This window comes from Kribbella sp. ALI-6-A, from assembly GCF_001984195.1.
Lineage (GTDB): Bacteria > Actinomycetota > Actinomycetes > Propionibacteriales > Kribbellaceae > Kribbella.
The window spans coordinates 293,368-311,391 of record NZ_MTQN01000008.1 but is presented as its reverse complement, the minus strand read 5'-3'; the positions used below and the strand labels follow the sequence as shown (position 1 = coordinate 311,391).

General features: G+C 70.2%; 19 protein-coding genes. 7 read left to right on the top strand and 12 right to left on the bottom strand.

Translation table 11 applies throughout. The features are described 5' to 3' along the window. Positions 1 to 92 precede the first annotated feature (92 nt). The gene (locus tag BWI15_RS07450) at positions 93 to 515 is read right to left on the bottom strand and encodes an organic hydroperoxide resistance protein (RefSeq protein ID WP_077013561.1); all 423 of its coding nucleotides are present in this window, start codon (positions 513 to 515) and stop codon (positions 93 to 95) included. Between the two features lie 101 nt (positions 516 to 616). On the opposite strand from BWI15_RS07450, the gene BWI15_RS07445 reads away from it, so the two are divergent. Continuing rightward, a complete protein-coding gene (locus BWI15_RS07445; RefSeq protein ID WP_077013560.1) occupies positions 617 to 1,186 on the top strand; it encodes a CGNR zinc finger domain-containing protein in 570 nt (189 codons plus the stop codon). Positions 1,187 to 1,209: 23 nt separating this feature from the next. On the opposite strand, the gene BWI15_RS07440 is transcribed toward BWI15_RS07445, so the two are convergent. Next, complete coding sequence (locus tag BWI15_RS07440; RefSeq protein WP_077013559.1) at positions 1,210 to 2,157, bottom strand: ring-cleaving dioxygenase; 948 nt, start codon at positions 2,155 to 2,157, stop codon at positions 1,210 to 1,212. Positions 2,158 to 2,263: 106 nt separating this feature from the next. Here BWI15_RS07440 and BWI15_RS07435 point away from each other — a divergent pair, with 106 nt between their 5' ends. Further along, a complete protein-coding gene (locus tag BWI15_RS07435; protein WP_077013558.1) occupies positions 2,264 to 2,842 on the top strand; it encodes a nicotinamidase in 579 nt (192 codons plus the stop codon). On the opposite strand, the gene BWI15_RS07430 is transcribed toward BWI15_RS07435, so the two are convergent. The 4 genes from BWI15_RS07430 to BWI15_RS07415 form a co-directional block, all read right to left on the bottom strand. Further along, positions 2,835 to 4,370 (bottom strand): AbgT family transporter, encoded by a 1,536-nt coding sequence (locus BWI15_RS07430; RefSeq protein ID WP_077013557.1) that lies wholly within the window; start codon positions 4,368 to 4,370, stop codon positions 2,835 to 2,837. The two genes, BWI15_RS07435 and BWI15_RS07430, sit on opposite strands and share 8 nt — an antisense overlap. A gap of 1 nt (position 4,371) precedes the next feature. Continuing rightward, entirely contained in the window at positions 4,372 to 5,340 is a 969-nt protein-coding gene (locus tag BWI15_RS07425; protein WP_077013556.1) for an alpha/beta hydrolase family esterase, read from the bottom strand. 139 nt (positions 5,341 to 5,479) lie between these two features. Next, complete coding sequence (locus tag BWI15_RS07420; RefSeq protein ID WP_077013555.1) at positions 5,480 to 6,244, bottom strand: creatininase family protein; 765 nt, start codon at positions 6,242 to 6,244, stop codon at positions 5,480 to 5,482. Beyond that, on the bottom strand, positions 6,241 to 6,933 hold the full coding sequence (locus tag BWI15_RS07415) for a FadR/GntR family transcriptional regulator (RefSeq protein WP_077013554.1): 693 nt from the start codon (positions 6,931 to 6,933) through the stop codon (positions 6,241 to 6,243). Before BWI15_RS07415 ends, BWI15_RS07420 begins: the two co-directional genes overlap by 4 nt. A 123-nt stretch (positions 6,934 to 7,056) precedes the next feature. On the opposite strand from BWI15_RS07415, the gene BWI15_RS07410 reads away from it, so the two are divergent. Next, positions 7,057 to 7,284: a PLDc N-terminal domain-containing protein gene (locus tag BWI15_RS07410; RefSeq protein ID WP_077013553.1), complete on the top strand. Its 228-nt coding sequence runs from the start codon at positions 7,057 to 7,059 to the stop codon at positions 7,282 to 7,284. 45 nt (positions 7,285 to 7,329) lie between these two features. On the opposite strand, the gene BWI15_RS07405 is transcribed toward BWI15_RS07410, so the two are convergent. Further along, the gene (locus BWI15_RS07405) at positions 7,330 to 9,192 is read right to left on the bottom strand and encodes a bifunctional metallophosphatase/5'-nucleotidase (RefSeq protein WP_077013552.1); all 1,863 of its coding nucleotides are present in this window, start codon (positions 9,190 to 9,192) and stop codon (positions 7,330 to 7,332) included. Positions 9,193 to 9,295: 103 nt separating this feature from the next. Here BWI15_RS07405 and BWI15_RS07400 point away from each other — a divergent pair, with 103 nt between their 5' ends. Further along, on the top strand, positions 9,296 to 10,069 hold the full coding sequence (locus tag BWI15_RS07400) for a polysaccharide deacetylase family protein (protein WP_083750604.1): 774 nt from the start codon (positions 9,296 to 9,298) through the stop codon (positions 10,067 to 10,069). A gap of 3 nt (positions 10,070 to 10,072) precedes the next feature. Here the strand turns inward: BWI15_RS07400 and BWI15_RS07395 are convergent, their stop codons facing one another. Beyond that, positions 10,073 to 10,699 carry a hypothetical protein gene (locus BWI15_RS07395; RefSeq protein ID WP_077013550.1) on the bottom strand — a complete coding sequence of 209 codons (627 nt, stop codon included), beginning with the start codon at positions 10,697 to 10,699 and terminating at the stop codon, positions 10,073 to 10,075. 97 nt (positions 10,700 to 10,796) lie between these two features. Here BWI15_RS07395 and BWI15_RS07390 point away from each other — a divergent pair, with 97 nt between their 5' ends. Continuing rightward, positions 10,797 to 11,687, top strand: a complete 891-nt coding sequence (locus tag BWI15_RS07390; RefSeq protein WP_077013549.1) for an aminoglycoside phosphotransferase family protein — start codon at positions 10,797 to 10,799, stop codon at positions 11,685 to 11,687. Positions 11,688 to 11,717: 30 nt separating this feature from the next. Here the strand turns inward: BWI15_RS07390 and BWI15_RS07385 are convergent, their stop codons facing one another. The 3 genes from BWI15_RS07385 to BWI15_RS07375 form a co-directional block, all read right to left on the bottom strand. Further along, on the bottom strand, positions 11,718 to 12,407 hold the full coding sequence (locus tag BWI15_RS07385) for a class I SAM-dependent methyltransferase (protein WP_083750633.1): 690 nt from the start codon (positions 12,405 to 12,407) through the stop codon (positions 11,718 to 11,720). A gap of 146 nt (positions 12,408 to 12,553) precedes the next feature. After that, positions 12,554 to 13,252, bottom strand: coding sequence for an alpha/beta fold hydrolase (locus tag BWI15_RS07380; RefSeq protein WP_077013547.1), 699 nt, complete (start codon positions 13,250 to 13,252; stop codon positions 12,554 to 12,556). 22 nt (positions 13,253 to 13,274) lie between these two features. Next, positions 13,275 to 14,465, bottom strand: a complete 1,191-nt coding sequence (locus tag BWI15_RS07375; RefSeq protein ID WP_077013546.1) for a homogentisate 1,2-dioxygenase — start codon at positions 14,463 to 14,465, stop codon at positions 13,275 to 13,277. Between the two features lie 75 nt (positions 14,466 to 14,540). Here BWI15_RS07375 and BWI15_RS07370 point away from each other — a divergent pair, with 75 nt between their 5' ends. Further along, positions 14,541 to 15,389: a hypothetical protein gene (locus BWI15_RS07370; protein ID WP_077013545.1), complete on the top strand. Its 849-nt coding sequence runs from the start codon at positions 14,541 to 14,543 to the stop codon at positions 15,387 to 15,389. Between the two features lie 33 nt (positions 15,390 to 15,422). Continuing rightward, entirely contained in the window at positions 15,423 to 16,628 is a 1,206-nt protein-coding gene (fahA, locus tag BWI15_RS07365; protein WP_077013544.1) for a fumarylacetoacetase, read from the top strand. Positions 16,629 to 16,694: 66 nt separating this feature from the next. On the opposite strand, the gene BWI15_RS07360 is transcribed toward fahA, so the two are convergent. Further along, positions 16,695 to 17,960 carry a sensor histidine kinase gene (locus BWI15_RS07360; protein WP_077013543.1) on the bottom strand — a complete coding sequence of 422 codons (1,266 nt, stop codon included), beginning with the start codon at positions 17,958 to 17,960 and terminating at the stop codon, positions 16,695 to 16,697. Between the last annotated feature and the right edge of the window lie 64 nt (positions 17,961 to 18,024).

Here is an 18,024-nt window from a genome sequence, read left to right as displayed (position 1 = left end):
CACCGATCACCCGCCGCGGTCGGAGTGTCGCGCGCAGCGATCGGCGTAGGGGGCAAACGTTTGATCAGCAGGCGAGCCTGCTCAGCGAACCGTCAGGCGACGGTCGCGTCGATGGTGACCGGGATGTTGCCGGCGACCGCCTTGGAGTACGGGCAGACCTGGTGAGCGGCCTGGCCGAGCTCGACCGCGGTCTCCTCGTCGATGCCGCTCGCCTCGACGTGCAGCACGGCGGACAGGTTGAACTCGCCGCCGTCGGCGTTCAGCGTGATCTCCGCGACGACCGCGAGGTCCTTGACCGGCAGCTTGCGCTGCGCCGCGACCAGCTTCAGCGCGCCGAGGAAGCACGACGACCAGCCGACCGCGAACAGCTGCTCCGGGTTGGTGCCGCCGCCCGGACCGCCCAGCTCCTTCGGCACCTGCAGGGTGACGTCCAGCAGACCGTCGTCGGTGAACGTGCGGCCGCCCGCGCGGTTCTCTCCCGTGGCGGTGGCGACGGCCGTGTACTGGCTGCTCATCGTGGTGTCCTCTCGTCCTCGCGCCGGTTCCGCGCCTTGCGTCACCGGTCTAACTGGTGACGATCGTTGCAGCGCAGCACGTCACCTGTCAAACTGGTGACGTGGACCATGCCTTTCCCTGCGGGAACCTTGCGCTCGACTTCGTCGGCACGCTGCGCGCGCGCCGCAATCCCGTGCCGGTGGAGAAGCTCACCTCCCCCGACAGCCTGGCCGCGTGGTACCGCGAGGCAGGCGTGGTGGCCGGCAGCGACGTCAACTGCCGGCCGGCCGACGTCCCGAAGGCGATCGCCGTCCGGGAGGCCATCTACGCGCTGGTCTTCGCCCGGCTCAACGAGCTCCCGTACGACGAGCGCGCCGCCTCGATCGTCAACGCGGCGGCGCGGCTCCCAGCGGCGGTACCTCAGCTGCTTCCTCGAGGGCACCGGATCGACGCGACCGCCGAGCAGGCGCTGTCGACGGTCGCGCGGGACGCGATCGCGATTCTCGGCGGCTCCGACGCCGAGTTGCTCAAGGAGTGCGGCCGGCCCGAGTGCACCCAGGTGTACCTGGACCGCTCCCGCGGCGGCCGGCGCGAGTGGTGCGCGATGGAGACCTGCGGCAACAAGATGAAGGCCAGGGCCTACCGCGCCCGCAAGAAGGACCAGACCCGCCCGGTCGCCACGCGCCCCTAGCTCTGAGCCGGCCGGGGGTCCGCTCAGACGCCCGGCAGCTGCAAGGCGGGCAGAGTGTTCTCGATCTGCTCGCGGTTCGGCTCCAGCCACGGTGGCAGCTTGAGCGTGCGGCCGAGCTCGAGCAACGGCTCGTCGACGGTGAAGCCGGGCTGGTCGGTCGCGATCTCGAACAGCACGCCACCGGGCTCGCGGAAGTAGATCGAGGTGAAGTACTGCCGGTCGAGGATCTCGGTCACCTTCGCACCGGCCTCGATCAGCTGCTCGCGCCACTGCGCCTGCGTCTCCCGGTCGGGCGCCCGGAACGCGACGTGGTGCACGGTGCCGCCGGCCTGCCGCCCCTTCTCGTCCGCGCCCGCCGTGACGTCGACCAGCGTGCCCGGGTTGTCCCCCACCATCGTGAACCGGGCCCGGTCACCGCTCTCCGCACCAAGCGTCATCCCGAGCATGCCCGCGAGCAGGTCGGCCGTCGGTTCGAGCGCGGCCTCGGTCATCGTGATCGCGTGCAAGCCGCGCACCGCGTGCTCGGCCGGGATCGCCGCCGCGCCGTCCCAGCCCGAGCGGAAGTCCCCGTCGGCCGCGACCAGCTCGATCACCAGCCCGTCGGGGTCACGGAAGGCGATCACCTCCTCGTCGGTACGCCGTACCGGGGCGTCGGCGTCGACCTTCAGCGCGGCCAGGCGCTGCTGCCACCAGCCGAGGCTTTCCGGCGGAATGCTGAACGCGGTCGCCGTGGCCAGGCCGCTGCCGAGCTGGCCGGCCGGCGCCTCGGGCCAAGGAAAGAACGTCAGCAGCGTCGACGGCCGCCCCTCCTCGTCGCCGTAGTACAGGTGGTAGAGCTCGGGCCGGTCGAAGTTCACCGTCTGTTTGACCAGCCGCAGCCCGAGCACCGTGGTGTAGAAGTCGATGTTGCGTTGCGGATCGGTGGCCACTGCGGTGACGTGGTGCAGGCCGTGCGGCGCGATCGGGTCCATGCTCCAGCATCCCTCACCGATCGGCGCGGGGGTAGTTGCTCGCCCTCCTCACCCGCGCGCGGGGCCCGCGGCTTGTACCGTGGAGGCAGGAGAGAGGAGTCCTGTGATGACACGGGCGCTGATCGTGGTCGACGTGCAGAACGACTTCTGCGAGGGCGGCAGCCTGGCCGTCGCCGGAGGCGCGGACGTCGCGTTCCGGATCGGGCAGCTGCTGCACGAGTGGCAGGAAGCCGAGCCGAACGACCGCAAGTACGGCTACGTGGTCGCCACCCGGGACCACCACATCGAGCCGGGCGACCACTTCTCCGACCAGCCCGACTTCGTGCACTCCTGGCCGCGGCACTGCGTGGCCGGGACCGACGGCGTCGGCTTCCACCCCAACCTCGACCCGCAGCCGTTCGACGCGATCTTCGACAAGGGCGAGTACGCCGCGGCGTACTCGGGCTTCGAGGGCAAGTCCCACGACGACGGTCAGGCGCTGGCCGCCTGGTTGCGGGACAAGGGCGTCACCGAGGTCGACGTGTGCGGCATCGCCACCGACTACTGCGTCCGCGCGACCGCCCTCGACGCGCACCGCGAAGGATTCGGTACGACGGTGCTGACCGAGCTCACCGCGGGGGTGGCACCGGCCAGCACCGAGCAGACTCTGGTCGAGCTGCGCGCCGCGGGCGTCGCACTCACCTGACCGGCGCCCCCGGTCCGAGCGGGATCCCGAGCGCCCACCAGGCGAGGAACAGCAACGTCCAGGCGATCGTCATCGCGACCGCCAGCGGCACCGTGTACGACGCCAGCGTGCCGACCCCGGCGTCCTTGCGGTAGCGCTGCAGGAAGCCGAGCGCCATCACGAAGTACGGGCTCATCGGCGTGATCGCGGTCGAGCCCGAGTCGGCGATCCGGAACAGCGCCTGGGTGGTCTCGGCCGGCACGTTCAGCAGCAGCATCATCGGCACCAGGATCGGCGCGGTCAGCGACCACATCGCCGAGCCGCTGGTGACCAGGATGTTGATCAGCGTGAGCAGCACCAGGATGCCGAGGAAGATCACCACCGTCGGCGCGCCGATCTCGCCGAGCCAGCGGGCCGACTCCGCCGACAGCAGGTCACCGATCCGGCTCCAGCTGAAGTAGGCCAGGAACTGCGCGATCGCGAAGAACAGCACCAGCACCGGCGCCATCTGCTTGATCCCCTCGGCCATCAGCCTCGGTACGTCCCCGGCCTCCTTGATGGTCCCGACCGTCACGCCGTAGGTGATGCCGACCAGGCCGAACAGCACCGCGACCACCATCGCGATCCCGTCCAGGAACGGCGACTCGACGATGCTGCCGTTCTCCCCGCGCAGCGGCGAGTTCTGCGGCAGCAGCAGCGCGACGATCGCGACCGCGGCGAGCAGGAAGACGATCCCGGCCCGGCGCAGGCCGGTCCGTTCGCGGTCGGACAGGTGCAGTGCGTCGGGGTCGTCGCCAGGCGCGTCCGGGTCTGCGTCCAGGTCTGTCCGCTTGCTCAGCACCAGCCGGACCACCAGCGTGATCACCAGCGACAGCAGCACCGACGAGGCGATGTTGAAGAACCAGTTCGACAGCGGCGAGATCGACGCGTCCGGATCGACGGTCTTGGCGGCGGTCTCGGTGATGCCGGCGAAGATCGCGTCGTTCGGGGTGGGGATCGGGCTGGCGTCGTACCCGGAGGCGATCGCGGTGTAGGCGACCACGATGCCGAGGATCGGCGACCGGCCGACCGCCCGGAAGGCCAGGCCGCCGAGCGGCACCAGGATGATGTACGCCGCGGCCGAGGCGACGTGCGCCATCGTGCCGGCGAAGGCGACCGCGAAGACCACCATCGAGGTCGGGACCCGGGAGACGCTGACCTTCATCAGCGACTGCAGGAACCCGGTCCGCTCGGCCAGCGCGACGCCCATGATCACCACGACGATGGTCGCCATCGGGGGAAACTCGGCGAAGTTCGACACCGCCGTGGACACCGCCATCTGCAGGCCGTCGCCGGACAGCAGGTTCTGCACCGCGACGGTCTTGCCGTCCTTCGGCGAGACCACCGACACGTCCAGCAGCGAGAGGATCCAGCTGACCACCGCGAGGATCGCGGACAGGATCCAGAACAGCCAGAACGGGTGCGGCAGCGCGTTGCCGGCCTTCTCGATCACCGCCATCGCCCGGACCAGGCGTGGCAGCTCCTTGGTCTGCCCGGTCGCCGTGCTCATCTCAGTGCCTCAGCTTGTGCGCGCGGAAGAACGAGCCGATCAGCTCGTGCGCCTCGAAGGTCTGGGTGACGTAGCCCGGCCCGGACGACGCGTCCGACCCCGGCCAGCTGTGACCGCCGTCGGTCACCGCGACGTGCACGACGTCGGCCTCGCAGCCCTGGTACGTCGCGGTCAGCACGTCGTCGCCCTGGGTGGACAGCCGCGGCTCCGGGTCGCAGTGGTCCCGGACCGCCCAGTCGCGGACCCAGGTCTGCACGCTCGGCAGGTCGCGCTGACCGTCGCCGCCGTACGGGATGGTGGTGTCGCCGGTGCCGTGGATCGCCAGCACCGGGACCGGCCGGCTCGGCGCGCAGCGGCCGCCCTCGATGTAGAAGGCGCCGGCGACCGGTGCGATCGCGGCGAACCGGTCGGCCATTCGGCAGGCCAGGATGCCGGTGAACCCCGCGCCGTTGGACTTGCCGGTCGCGTAGACCGCGTCCTTGTCGACGCAGTACGCCGCCTCCAGGGTGTCCAGCAGGTCGGCGGTGAACTTCACGTCGTCGACACCCGGCTTGGCGTACGGCGCGCCCTGCCAGGCCTGCTTGTCCTCGTCGCCGAGCACACCGTTGGGGTAGGCAACGACCGCGTCGAGCTTCGACAGGTCGGAGAACGCCTCGGTGAACGCGCCGGTCTTGCCACGGCCGTGGTAGACGACGATCAGCGGCTGGGCCTTCTTCGCGTCGTAGGTGGCCGGAAGGTGCAACCGGTAGGTGCGGGTGATACCACCGCTGACGAGCGTGTAATCCGCGCCGGTGCCGGGCTGCTGGCTTGTTTGCTTCGAGCAACCAGGACTGCGGTTGGTGGCGTCCTGCTGCTCGTGCGTGCTGCCGGCCTCCGGGGCGGCGGTGGCCGGGAGCAGCGGCGAACTGGCGACGGCGGTCACCAGGCCGGCCGTGACCAGGCCGGCGAGGGCAAGGCGATGGAGTCTCATGGGGTGCCTCCTCGGGCATGCGAACCGCGGGCGGGCAGGCTCGCGCCTGGAACGCGTCGGGCGTACCAGTGACAGGGGTGTGGGTGCGCTCGGCGCCGGTCGCAGCGAGCGCTGGACCGGTGGGCCGGGGTGGTGCGGGTCAGGCCGAGAGGAGCTCGTCGGCGAAGGCTGCGATCCGGTCGGCGGCCGTCTCGACCAGGAGACGGCCTGACTCAGCGGTGGCGCGTCGGGGATCTCCCAGGACGCCACGCTTGTGGTACACGTCGAACCCGACCGACAGCCGTGGTCCCCGCTTCTGCCGGGACAGCCGGGCCGGGGTGCTGAGTTCGTCGAGCGTCAACGCGCCGGGTTCGAGCCGGTCGGGGTGGACCAGGTCGGGCGCGAGGTACAGCATCTGCGCGGTCTCCGCTTCCCCCGCGTGACCGTGCACCTCACCGACGTCGGTGATCAGGTCGGCGACGATCTCGGTCAGCGGCGTCCACGCGAAGGTCAGGTCGGAGCGGACGTACTCCTGGGCCAGCACCGACAGCGCGGCGTTGTTGCCGCCGTGCCCGGTGACGACCAGGAACCGCCGCCAGCCGTGCTGGTACAGGCTGTCCACCAGCTCCCGAAGGACGGCGATGAAAGTTGCCGGGGACAACGTCATGGTGCCGGCGAAGGCCATGTGATGCGGCGAGACGCCGTACGTCAGCGGAGGTGCGACCACGGCCCGGCCGGCCAGACGCTCGGCGACCAGATCCGCGACGCCGACCGCGCGGACGGTGTCGGTCGACATGGCCATCCCGCCGCCGTGCTGCTCCTGCGCGCCGACCGGGATGATCACCAGCGGCGCGGTCCGTACGGCGTCCTGCGCGGCGTCGGTGGTCATCTCGGCCAGCCGGTGGATCCTGGGCGTGCTCTTCATGACAGCTCCGGGAAGTCCGCGGCGTCGACGGCCGCGCGGATGTTGTCGAGGTGCTCACGGGTGAGGCGCTCGGCCTCCTCCGCGTCCTGCGCGCGGACGGCGTCGAGAATCGCCCGGTGCTCCTCGTGGTCGCGTTCGCGGTTGTCGTACAGCTGACGGATCTGCTGCTGTTCGCGCAGCCGCACCTTCAGCAGCGACGCCAGCACCTCCTCCAGCAGCGGGTTGCCCGAGGCGGCCGCCAGCTCGACGTGGAAGTTCAGCGCGAACGCCGGTCCGCCGGGCGGCACCAAAGCGTTCGTCACGGCGGCCTCGAGGCGTTCCAGGTTCTGCTCGCCGCGGCTCAGCGCCGACTCACGGGCGACGGCGGGCTCGATCACCAGGCGCGCGCCGATCAGTTGCAGCACGGACTGCTTGGTGATCGGCGGCCGGTGTGGATTGGCCAGGACTACGTTGTTGATGGTCGGGCCGACGTACGTGCCCGAACCGTGCCGGAACTCGACCGCACCGGTCGCCTCCAGCTTGCGCAGCGCCTCCCGGATGGTCGGCGTGGTCAGCTCGAACCGCTTGGCCAGCTCCCGCGCGGAGGGGATCGCGTCCCCCGGGCCGAGGTCCTGGTCCCGGATGATGCCCAGGATCGCCTCGGTCAGGCGGTCGGACAAGCTCGGGGGCTGCGCGGTCGAGTAAGTCACAAAGTGACTAAATCACTTAGCCTTTCGCTCCGTCAAGACCCCGTCGCTCTACGACTTCCGTAGGGGCCCACTCCGACCGCAGGGCGGATGTGTGGACCAGTCCGGTTCGGCGAGGCTGGTCCCATGTCCTACATCGTCGACAACGACATCCTCGGCGCCCTCGGCGGGTTCGGCTTGATCGCCGTCCTGGTCGCCTACGCCCTGCTCGTCCTGGGCGCCCTGGTCAGCTCGCTGACCGCACCCCACAGCGGCGGCATGAAGCTGGTCTGGCTCGTTTTCATCATCGTCGCGCCGTTCATCGGCAGCCTGTTCTGGTTCCTCTTCGGCAAGCGCAGCGCCTACGCGACCTGACCGCCGGCCGGGCGGGGCGCCGATCGCGCCCAGCCCGGTTGCGGATCAGGCCTTGACCACGATCGGGGTGCCGTTGGAGACCAGCGACCAGTCGGTGGTCGCGAAGGCGGTTGGGTCGACCTCGCCGGTGGCGGTGACGTAGTCGATCATCAGCTGCCGGATCTCGACCTGGCGGTTGTAGAGCACCGGGGCCTTGGAGATGTGCGGGAAGTTGCCGCCGCCGGACTGGCGGTAGTTGTTCACGGCAACGACGAACTCCTGGTCCGGAGCGACCGCCGCACCGTCGTACGACAGGCCGGTGATCCGGGAGCCGACCGGCTTGGCCAGGTCGATCCGGTACACCAGCGGCTTGGTCAGGCCGCCGAGGATGTCGTAGTTGTAGTCGGGTGTGCCGTTCGGCGCGGTCGGCGTCGGCGCGTTCGTCACCTGGTCGGGCGTGAACGGGCCGGTGCCGGTGACCTGCTTGTAGTACTGCGCGCTGAACTCCAGGTACTCCTTCACCTGCGCGCCGGTCAGCTTCACCGCGAGCAGCGTGTTGTCGAAGACGTAGAGCCCGGCAACGTCGCGCACCGACACGTCACCGGCCGGGATCGCGGCCGCCCGGTTGAACGGCGCCGCGATCGCCAGGACCGGCAGCGCGGCCTCCGGCGTACCGGCGATCGCCTTGGCCACCGCGTCGGCCTGGACGAAGTTCACGAAGTCGATCGCGGCGGTGTCCTCCCACGGCGCGGTCGCCGCGGACATCGCCGTCGTACAGGTACCGATCTTGGAGTTCACGTAGCCGACCACCGTGTCGTGGTCCTGCTGGAGCAGCTGGACCACCTTCGGGTCGGCCTCGACGGAGTTCGCGTTGAGCACCTGGCTGTGCTTGGCGACGACCTTCCACCGGCCGCGCTGCAACTGCAGGTCCAGGTCGATCTGCGCCAGGCGCATGCCCCATTTCAGCGGCTCGACCAGCAGGACCTGCTCGCCGGTCTGCTGGTTGGTGACGAACCGCTCGGCCACCTCCTGGTGCGCGTGCCCGACCAGGACCGCGTCGATGCCCGGGACCTGCTCGGCCATCGGGCCGGACGCGTTCTCGGGCACCGGCAGCGCGTCGCCGTACGACGAACTGAGGTCGATCCCGCTGTGCGCGGAGACGATCACGATGTCGGCGCCGGCCTTGCGGACCCGCGGCACCCAGTACTTCGCCTGCTCGACGATGCCGCCGAACTTGACCTTGTTGTCGACCGTCGCCTTGTCCCAGATCGCGATGCCCGGGTTGGTCAGCCCGAGGATGCCGACCGTGATCGGCCGGCCGGCGCCCGGTACGTGCACCCGCTTCAGCACGTACGGCGGGAACACCGGCAGCCCGGTGGTCCAGTCCTGCGCGTTCGCGCCGAGCAGCGGGAACGTCAGCTGCGCCTGGAACTTGCGCAGGATGTCGAGGCCGTAGTTGAACTCGTGGTTGCCGAGCGCCGCGGCGTCGTAGCCGATCGCGTTCATCGCGGCCGCCATCGGGTGGATGTGGCCACCGGTGATGGGCTCGATCTTGGCGTAGTAGTAAGCCAGCGGCGTGCCCTGGATGGTGTCGCCGGCGTCCAGCAGGAGCGGCGCCGGCGCGCGGCGCTCGGCTGCGATCTGCGTCCGCACAGCGGTGACGAGCGTGGAGATCTTCGCCAGGCCGATGTCGTTGTGCGCCGAGTCGTCGTACTCAGCGTTCTTGAAGTAGTCCCAGTTGAAGACGTTGCCGTGCAAGTCGGTGGTGCCGAGCACGCTCAGCCGGACCGTGCGCTGTCCTGGTCCGCCGCCGTGCGGCTGTCCGGCGTACGCCGGGGCCGCCTGGTACCCCGCAGCCGCCAGTGCGGTCGCCGCCGCGCCCGAGATCATCGTGCGCCTCCCGATCGTCCGGTCACCGTTGTCCGTCATCTGTCCGCCTCACGCGTCGTTGGTCACAACGGCCGCCACGATACGTGCGACACGCGCCGTGGTGACGCGGGGATGTCCCGGTCGCCGCGAGAGGATGCCGCCCATGACCCTGCCGCCGCCCGGCAAGTTGCTGCTCGCTGCCGCCGTACTTCTCGGGGCCGCCCTGGCCCAGGCCGCCCAGCCGGCCGACCACCCGCACCTGCTCGCCGCACCCGCGCTGCGGCCGGTCGCGCACGGCCCACTCGCCGTCCACCTGCCCGCCGGGAACTCGACGAAGCCTCCGGGGACGCGGAAGAATCAGCGCACCGGCACCCCGACGGCGAACTGGAACCTCCAAGCCGGCGGCAAGGTCCTCTACCTGACCTTCGACGACGGCCCGCAGCGCGTTTACACCCCGAAGGTGCTCGCCGTGCTCGCCAAGCATCGCGCGAAGGCGACGTTCTTCGTGCTCGGCCGGGAAGCCGCCGCCCACCCGTCGCTGGTCGAGACCACCCGCAGCGCCGGCCATCGGATCGGCAACCACACCTGGGACCACCCGATGCTCACCGAACTGTCGCCTGCGCGGCTGCACGAGGAGATCTCCACCGGCGTGAAGTCCAGGTGCTTCCGGCCGCCGTTCCGCGACACCAACGCCCGGGTGGCGGCGGTTGCCGCGCAGTATCACCAGCGGCAGATCCTGTGGGACGTCGACACCAGGGACTGGTCCAAGCCCGGCGTGGCGAGCATCGAACGCAAACTGCTGCGCGGCGCCCGGCCCGGGGCGATCTTCCTGATGCACGACGGCGGCGGCGACCGCTCGCAAACGGTCGAGGCGCTCGACCGTGCGCTGCCCAAGCTCGCGGCCCAGGGCTACAGGTTCCGCGCGCTGCCCTGCTGAGGGTCAGCGCAGAATCGCGGCCTTTCCGCCGGAGTAGTGCTGCAGGGCCTGGTCGATCACGTGGAGCGGCTGGTCGAGCGCGTTGACCGGGAACATCCCGGTCGGCCGCAACAGCGGATGCGGCTTCACCACCGCCCGCACCGCCGGCTGGTCCAGCCCGCGTACCCCTGCGGTCGTCGCCCCCGCGCCCGGCTGCAGGCGCAGCTCCAGCACGTACTGCCCGAAGACCTTCACCTGCTGGAATCCCCGAACCGTCGCCCACGGCAACACCACCGCGTACGACGCCCCTTCGGGCGCGAGCTCGAGTGCCTTCGGCGACATCCGCAGCGCGACCGGCGGCAACTCGTTCGCGGCGAACCACTGCTGCCGGTCGCGATCGAGCCGCAGCGCGAGCACGGTACTGGCGACCAGCGGCAGCATGCTCGCGATCAGCAGCAGCATGAACGGCCACATCCCGGACCCCCGGAACGCCACCAGCGCGTACACCGCCACCCCGATGCCGACGGCACCGATCGCCGCCGTGATCCAGGCGCCCCGCCGGAGGCCGTTGCGCACCCGAGCCCGCCGCGCGGCCATCGCGTCCCGATCGATGCCCACCACAAACGTCTGCACCGGAACCTGCTCGCTCATCCCCCTAGCCTCGCAGGCCTCCAGTCCACTCGCCTCCCGACACCGCATCGGTGAAAACGACGTGCTGGTTGTGGTGACCGTCGTGTAGGAATCGACCATGCACGCTGACCAGGTGGACGTGACCACCGCGACCGTCGCGGCCCTGATCCACGAGCAGTTCCCGCAGTGGAGCGGGAAGGCGATCCGGCTCCTGCCGTCGACCGGGACGGTCAACGCCATCTTCCGGATCGGCGACGACCTCTCCGCGCGTTTCCCACTGCGGCTGGCCGAGGCCGACGAGGTGCTGGCGGTGCTGCAGCAGGAAGCCCGGGCGAGCGCGGAGCTGGCGCAGGTGTCTCCGTTCCCCGTCCCGGAACCCGTCGCCTTGGGAGAGCCTGGATCGGGTTACCCCATGCCGTGGTCGGTCCAGACCTGGTTGCCCGGAACGATCGCCTTCGATGCCGATCCGAGTGGGTCGGACGCTTTCGCCGAGGACCTCGCGGCCTTCATCGCCGCCCTGCGGAACGCCGACACCCGAGGGCGGCTGTTCAGCGGCGAAGGCCGGGGCGGCGTACTCACTCACCACGACGAGTGGATGGCGAAGTGCTTCGACGAGAGCGAAGGACTGCTCGACGTGCCGCGGCTGCGTGAGCTGTGGAGCCACTTCCGGGAGTTGCCTCGCACGAGCGCCGACGTGATGAGCCATCGTGACCTGATCCCCGGCAACGTACTGGTCACCGGCGATCGGCTCAGCGGCGTACTCGACACCGGCAGCTTCGGGCCGGCCGACCCCGCGCTGGATCTGGTCGGTGCCTGGCACCTGCTGCAGGCCGGCCCGCGGCAAGTGCTTCGGCAGACCCTGGGCTGTGACGATCTGGAGTGGGAGCGCGGCAAGGCCTGGGCCTTCCAACAGGCGATGGGGCTCGTCTGGTACTACGTCGAAAGCAACCCGACGATGAGCGGAATGGGACGCCGGACACTCGCCCGCATCCTGGAGTCGATGGAGTGATCCCGCCCCGGGCCCCGCTGGCTGTCCGCGTCAGCACGCCTCGAGGACGAAGAAGATGAAGCAGATGAACCGCGCGGGGTGTTCCAGGTTGGGCGGACGCAGTTCGCTCGGGGTGTCGTCGGCGATCGGTGGCTCGCTGATGACCGAGATCCGGAAACCTGCCGCCGTGAAGGCGTCGTTCATCGCCTGGAGCGGCCGGTGCCAGTTCGTGTAGACGACCGTGCGGCCGGCGTGCTCGGCGTCGTAGGTGTACGCGACGGTGTCGAAGTACTCCCCGTCGGGGTTCAACGCCGTGTAGACGATGGGGTGGTTCACCGACAGGATCAGGCGTCCGCCCGGCTTCAGCACCCGGCGGAGCTCGGCGAGCGGCTCGGTCCAGTCCTCCAGGTAGTGCAGGACGACAGAGGCAACGATGTCGTCGAACGCCGCGTCGGCGTACGGGAGCGGCTCGGCCAGATCGGCGACGGTCAGGTCGGCGTCGTCGCCCAGTCGTCGGCGGGCCAGTGCGATCATTTCCGCGCTCAGGTCCAAGCCGCTCATGATCGCGCCCCGGTCACGCAGCGCCGCCGACAGCGGACCGGCGCCACAGCCGACGTCGAGGATGCGACGGCCGGCCACGTCACCGGCAAGGCTCAGCATCGCCGGCCGTTCGTAGTAGCCGTTGAGCAGGTTGACCTCATTGTCCGCGGCGTAGGCCTCGGCGAACTCGTCGTAGTCCATCGTCGGCACCGAGCGCTCCTTCTGTCGGCAAGCTCGCACCGTCGGTGCGACTGGTCGAACCACTCGATCCAACAGCAACGGCCGCGTGCTGTCGAGACTCGCCGGCATCGCGGGCCCTTCCGGTCAGGAAGCGCTGCCCGAACTGCTCACAGCGCGGCGCAAGCATCGGTGACGGTCTTGGTCCAGATCTCGGGGTGGGTCGACCAGAAGTCATGCGGCACGCCCGGCACCGTCGAGAACCTGCCGCGCGGAAGCAGAGCGGCAAGTTGCGCCAGCGGCCAGGAGGGGCGGATGTCGTCGCCTGCGGCAACAAAATGCATCGGCACCGCACAGTCGGCCAGCCCTCGCCACAGACCGGGGTGACGGATCCAGTCCGCGAACGAAGCACTGAGCGCCTGATGCACCGCCGGAACCCAGTCGATCGCGACGACAGGCTCCGAGGCTTTGCCTGCTTCGTAGGCCTCGGACCAGCTGCGATCGCGTTGGGGCCCGCGTCCGGCGACGCCGACGACCCCGGTCACCGCCTCCGGGTGTTCGACTGCGTAGCGGACCGCCAGGTCGCTACCCCACGAATGACCCAGCACGATCCACCTGTCGACACCGACAGCCGCCCGGATGCCTTCAAGGTCAGCGATCGCCCGTTCCATGCTGTGCGGGCCGCCGCCCGATCGGCCGACTCCCCGCGGTTCCGGATACCAGGCCCGGTGGCCCGCAGGCGAGATCTCGTCCTGTTCCAGGTACTGCACGCAGCCCGGTCCACCCGTCAGCACCAGCACGTCGCGCCCCTGGCCGGTCACGCCGACGTGCAGCGCGACGCCATCCACCTGAACCGTCCGCGACTCCATGTCCGCGCGTATCCGGAGGGGACTACAACCGGCGCCCGGCCCAGGTCCACGCGTACACGCCGTCGTCTACCTCCAGACCGCCCTCGCCGAGTTCCAGCGGCCGGAAGGTGTCGACCATGACGGCCAACTCCTCGAAGCGCTCTGCGCCCAGCGACGCCTCGATCGCAGCGGGCTGGGGCCCGTGGGCGTAGCCGCCGGGGTGGAGGGAGATCGAGCCGAGGCCGATGCCCGAACCCTTGCGGGCCTCGTAGTCGCCGCCGCAGTAGAACATCACCTCGTCGGAGTCGACGTTCGAGTGGTAGTACGGCACGGGCACCGACAGCGGGTGGTAGTCGACCTTGCGGGGCACGAAGTTGCAGATCACGAAGTTGTGGCCCTCGAAGACCTGGTGCACCGGTGGCGGCTGGTGGATGCGGCCGGTGATCGGCTCGAAGTCGCTGACGTTGAAGGTGTACGGGTAGAGGCACCCGTCCCAGCCCACCACGTCGAAGGGGTGCGTCGCATAGGTCATGCGCGAGCCGACGATCCCGCCCGGCCCGTTGCCCCGGTGCTTCACCAGCACCTCGACGTCCGTGCCCTCCACCACGTACGGCGCGGCCGGCGTCACCAGGTCCCGTTCGCAGTACGGCGCGTGCTCGAGGAACTGCCCGTACCGCGACAGGTACCGCTTCGGCGGCGCGATGTGGCTGTTCGCCTCGATGCAGTACGCGTACACCCCGTCGGCGCCCGGCAACCAGCGATGCGTCGTCGCCCGCGGGATCAGCACGTAGTCGCCTTCCCGCGCCTCCAGCACGCCGAAGACCGTCTCGACCGTCGCCGACCCCTTCTCGACGTACACGCACTCGTCGCCGATCGCGTTGCGGTAGTACGGCGACGCCTCGGCGGCCGCGACGTACGAGATCCGGACGTCACCGTTGCCGAGCACCAGCCGCCGGTGCTCGACGACGTTGTTCCCCGCGATCCCCTCGAACAGGTCGTGCAGTTTCAGATGCCGAGGCGTCAACGGATGGTTCGGAGTCGTCGCGAGGTCGGGCAACGACCACACCTGGCTGTCCACGATCGCCGACGGCACGCCCGCGTGGTACAGCAGCGACGAGTCGGACGAGAAGCCCTCCTCGCCCATCAGCTCCTCGTAGTAGAGCCCGCCGTCCGGCTTTCGGAACTGGGTGTGCCGCTTCGGCGGGACCTGACCGACCTGCCGGTAGTAAGCCATGACTCCTTCTTCCGGACTCTCCGTTTATCGGACACATCTGTCCGCTTACCGAAAGGATCCGTTAGGCTCGGAGCCATGTCAACCGTCCCCGCGCTGTTCCGGCACCTGGTCGACGACGCCGCGATGTTCCCGCCGGGCAACCTCCCGCTGCCCGAGGCCGTGGCCGCTCACCGTGCCCACCGCACCGCACCGTACGCCGAACTGGTCGGCGCGTTCGTCTGCTCCGACGAGGACCTGATGAAGGTCGCCGCCGAGGCCGCGAAATCCGGCGACGGCCCACTCGAGGTCGCCGTGGTGATCACCGGCGGCGCCGGCGGGATCGCGCCGGCCGTCCGGTACGGCGACCGCTCGTCCGACGTCACCGTGACCTCGGTGGAGGTCCGGCTGCGCGACGAGGACGACCTGTCCCGCAACGCGCTGCGCGTCGTCCGGGCCTGCGACGACTGCCTGGACGAGGAGAACGCGTTCGTCGAGATCGGCCTCGACGGCGCCTGGGAGCGAGCCCTCGACGTGGTCGCGGACGCCGGGTACGCGGCCAAACTGCGGACCGGCGGCCTCGACGCGACGCTGTTCCCGCGCGCCGACCAGGTCGCGGCCTTCGTCACCGGCTGCCTGGATCGCGAGGTCCCGTTCAAGTGCACGGCCGGCCTGCACAACGCCGTCCGGCACACCGCGGCCGACACCGGTTTCGAGCACCACGGTTTCCTCAACGTGCTGCTCGCCACCCGCGCCTCGCTCGACGGCGCCGACCTCGACGACCTGACCGCGATCCTCGAGGAGCGCGACGGCGAGACGCTCGCCGCGAAGGCGCGTGACGTGTCCGAGCAGCAGGCCGAGAGCACCCGCCGCTGGTTCACGTCGTACGGCTCCTGCAGCATCGACGAACCGTACGCCGACCTGTTGGCGCTCGGCCTGCTCGGCTGACCTCACCCCGACTCCTGGACCCCGGAGGGCCCTGTGACCTGGATCGACCTGCCCGCGGACACCCCGTTCGGCCCGGACAACCTGCCGCTCGGCGTGTTCCGGCTCGGCGACGAGGAGCCGCGGATCGGCGCCGCGATCGGCGACCACCTGATCGACCTGGCGCCGGTCGCGTCGGCGCAGATGCTGGACGGGTCGCAGCTGTTCAACCAGCCGACGCTGAACGCGTTCCTCGCCCGCGGCCGCGCGACCTGGAAGGCGACCCGGGAGTGGTTGCTCGACCTGGCGCGCAACCCGAACTCGCGCGACGCCGTCGAGCCGCATCTGATCCCCCGGTCGGAGGTGACGATGCAGCTGCCGTTCGAGGTGGCCGACTACGTCGACTTCTACGCCTCCGAGGTGCACGCCTCGAACCTCGGCCGCCTGTTCCGCCCCGACTCCGAACCGCTGCTGCCGAACTGGAAGCACCTCCCGGTCGGCTACCACGGCCGGGCCGGCACGGTTGTTGCCAGCGGCACCGACATCGTGAGGCCGCGCGGCCAGCGCAAGCCGCCCACCGCCGACGTCCCGTCGTACGGGCCGTCGGAGCGCCTCGACATCGAGGTCGAGCTCGGCTTCGTCGTCGGTACGCCGTCCGCGCTGGGCACGCCGGTCCGTGTCGACTCCTTCGAGGACCACGTGTACGGCGTGGTGCTGGTCAACGACTGGTCGGCGCGGGACCTGCAGGCGTGGGAGTACGTGCCGCTCGGACCGTTCCTGGGCAAGTCGTTCGCGACGTCGATCTCGCCGTGGGTGGTCTCCCTGGAGGCGCTCAAGGACGCGGCGGTTCCGCTCGCGCCGCAGGATCCGCCGGTGCTGCCCTACCTCGCGGGCGCCGAGCTGACGAACCCCGACATCACCTTCGAGGTCAGGTGGAACGGGCAACTGGTCAGCACTCCGCCGTACCGGGGGATGTACTGGTCGCCGGCGCAGATGCTGGCCCACCTGTCGGTCAACGGCGCCTCCGTGCGTACGGGCGATCTGTTCGCGTCGGGCACTGTCAGTGGTCCGGAGAAGGATCAGCGCGGGTCTTTCATCGAACTCAGCTGGGGCGGACGCGAGCCGGTGACGGTGAACGACGAACAGCGCACCTTCCTGCAGGACGGCGACGAGGTCACGATCTCCGGCTGGGCCACCACGTCGGACGGGCGCAAGCTCGGCCTCGGCGAGGTGACCGGCCGCATCACCCCGGCGCTCGGCTGACCAGGCACAGCGCCACCTTCCCTGCCCCGCGAGTGTGCCCAGGGCAACGGCACCGCCGGCCCGGCGTCAGAAGTTGCGTGTGGATTCCGGTTCAGGTGCCGGCGGCAACACCAGCCGCGCCAGTGCTCCACCGGTCGGCGCGGCACCGAAGGTCAGCTCGGCGCCGAGCACTTTGGCGTGCCCGGCCGCGATGGTCAGGCCGAGTCCGTGTCCCGCACCGCGCTCGGCCATGCCGGAGCGGAACCGTCGCGGGCCCTCGGCAATCAGTTCCTCCGGGTAGCCGGGGCCGTGGTCGACCACCTCGACGGTCCGGCCGTACACAGTCACTTCGATCGGCGCCTTCCCGTGCCGCAGGCCGTTGACGATCAGGTTCGCCAGGATCCGCTCCACGCGGCGGGAGTCGGTGGACACCGTCGCCTCCGGGCCCTCCTGCCGGACGACGACGTCGTCCGGCGCGATCGCCTGCTGCATCCGCAGCCGGCCGACCGCCGAACCGACGAACGCACCGAGCCCGATGTTCTCCAGGTCGGCCTGCTCGAACCCGGAGTCGAACCGCGCGATCTCCAGCAGGTCCTCGACCAGCCCACGCAGTACCTTCGCCCGGTCCCGAACGAGTTCGCTCGGCCGGCCGGGAGGCAACAGCTCCGCCGCCGTCAGCAATCCTGTGACCGGGGTACGCAAGTCGTGCGCGACGTCCGCGGTGAACCGGCGCTCGGCTTCCAGTTGCCCGCGCAGCGAACTGGCCATCGAGTCGATCGCCGTGGCCAGCGCGTGCACCTCGTCCTTGTTGCGGTTGCCCTTGCCGATCGTCTCGACCGCCGAGGCGTCCAGCTCGCCGCCGGCGATGCGGCGCGCCGTACCGGCCACGGCGACGATCCGCCGCGACAGGCTGCCGGCCGCGACCACGCTGACCAGGGCGACCATCGCGACCGTGCCGATGCCACCGATGATCAGCGCGCGCCGCAACGCGTTCATCGACGGATCCTCGTTGTCGTAGTCCTGCACGATCGACAGGATCCTGCCGTCCTTGACCTCGACCGCCGCCCACATCTTCGGGTTCGGCGAACCGGTCTTGAACGTCGCGCGCTTGCCCTGCTGAACCGCCTCGCGCAGCTGCTCCGGTACGGCGGGGTCGTCCAGCCGCGAGCCGAGGATCTCGACCCCGTTCTGGTCGTAGGTCTGGGCGGCGGCCTTGATCCGTTCGTCGGCCAGGCCGCGGGTCCGGTCCAGCCGGGACGACTCGGCCTGGGTGTAGACCGCGACGCAGAGCACGAGGATCGCCAGCGAGGAGACCAGCAGGAAGATCAGGCCGAGCTTGCTGCGAAGCCCCACAGGTGTCCTCCGTCCGGGATCAGCACGTCAGCAACCGGGCGGCACCGCGCAGTGCCACCCGGTT

Coding starts and splice junctions, on each gene's coding strand:
- BWI15_RS07450 (WP_077013561.1), bottom strand. CDS start 515: ATGAGCAGCCAGTACACGGCCGTCGCCACCGCCACGGGAGAGAACCGC.
- BWI15_RS07440 (WP_077013559.1), bottom strand. CDS start 2,157: ATGGACCCGATCGCGCCGCACGGCCTGCACCACGTCACCGCAGTGGCC.
- BWI15_RS07435 (WP_077013558.1), top strand. CDS start 2,264: ATGACACGGGCGCTGATCGTGGTCGACGTGCAGAACGACTTCTGCGAG.
- BWI15_RS07430 (WP_077013557.1), bottom strand. CDS start 4,370: ATGAGCACGGCGACCGGGCAGACCAAGGAGCTGCCACGCCTGGTCCGG.
- BWI15_RS07425 (WP_077013556.1), bottom strand. CDS start 5,340: ATGAGACTCCATCGCCTTGCCCTCGCCGGCCTGGTCACGGCCGGCCTG.
- BWI15_RS07420 (WP_077013555.1), bottom strand. CDS start 6,244: ATGAAGAGCACGCCCAGGATCCACCGGCTGGCCGAGATGACCACCGAC.
- BWI15_RS07410 (WP_077013553.1), top strand. CDS start 7,057: ATGTCCTACATCGTCGACAACGACATCCTCGGCGCCCTCGGCGGGTTC.
- BWI15_RS07405 (WP_077013552.1), bottom strand. CDS start 9,192: ATGACGGACAACGGTGACCGGACGATCGGGAGGCGCACGATGATCTCG.
- BWI15_RS07400 (WP_083750604.1), top strand. CDS start 9,296: ATGACCCTGCCGCCGCCCGGCAAGTTGCTGCTCGCTGCCGCCGTACTT.
- BWI15_RS07395 (WP_077013550.1), bottom strand. CDS start 10,699: ATGAGCGAGCAGGTTCCGGTGCAGACGTTTGTGGTGGGCATCGATCGG.
- BWI15_RS07390 (WP_077013549.1), top strand. CDS start 10,797: ATGCACGCTGACCAGGTGGACGTGACCACCGCGACCGTCGCGGCCCTG.
- BWI15_RS07385 (WP_083750633.1), bottom strand. CDS start 12,407: ATGGACTACGACGAGTTCGCCGAGGCCTACGCCGCGGACAATGAGGTC.
- BWI15_RS07380 (WP_077013547.1), bottom strand. CDS start 13,252: ATGGAGTCGCGGACGGTTCAGGTGGATGGCGTCGCGCTGCACGTCGGC.
- BWI15_RS07375 (WP_077013546.1), bottom strand. CDS start 14,465: ATGGCTTACTACCGGCAGGTCGGTCAGGTCCCGCCGAAGCGGCACACC.
- BWI15_RS07370 (WP_077013545.1), top strand. CDS start 14,541: ATGTCAACCGTCCCCGCGCTGTTCCGGCACCTGGTCGACGACGCCGCG.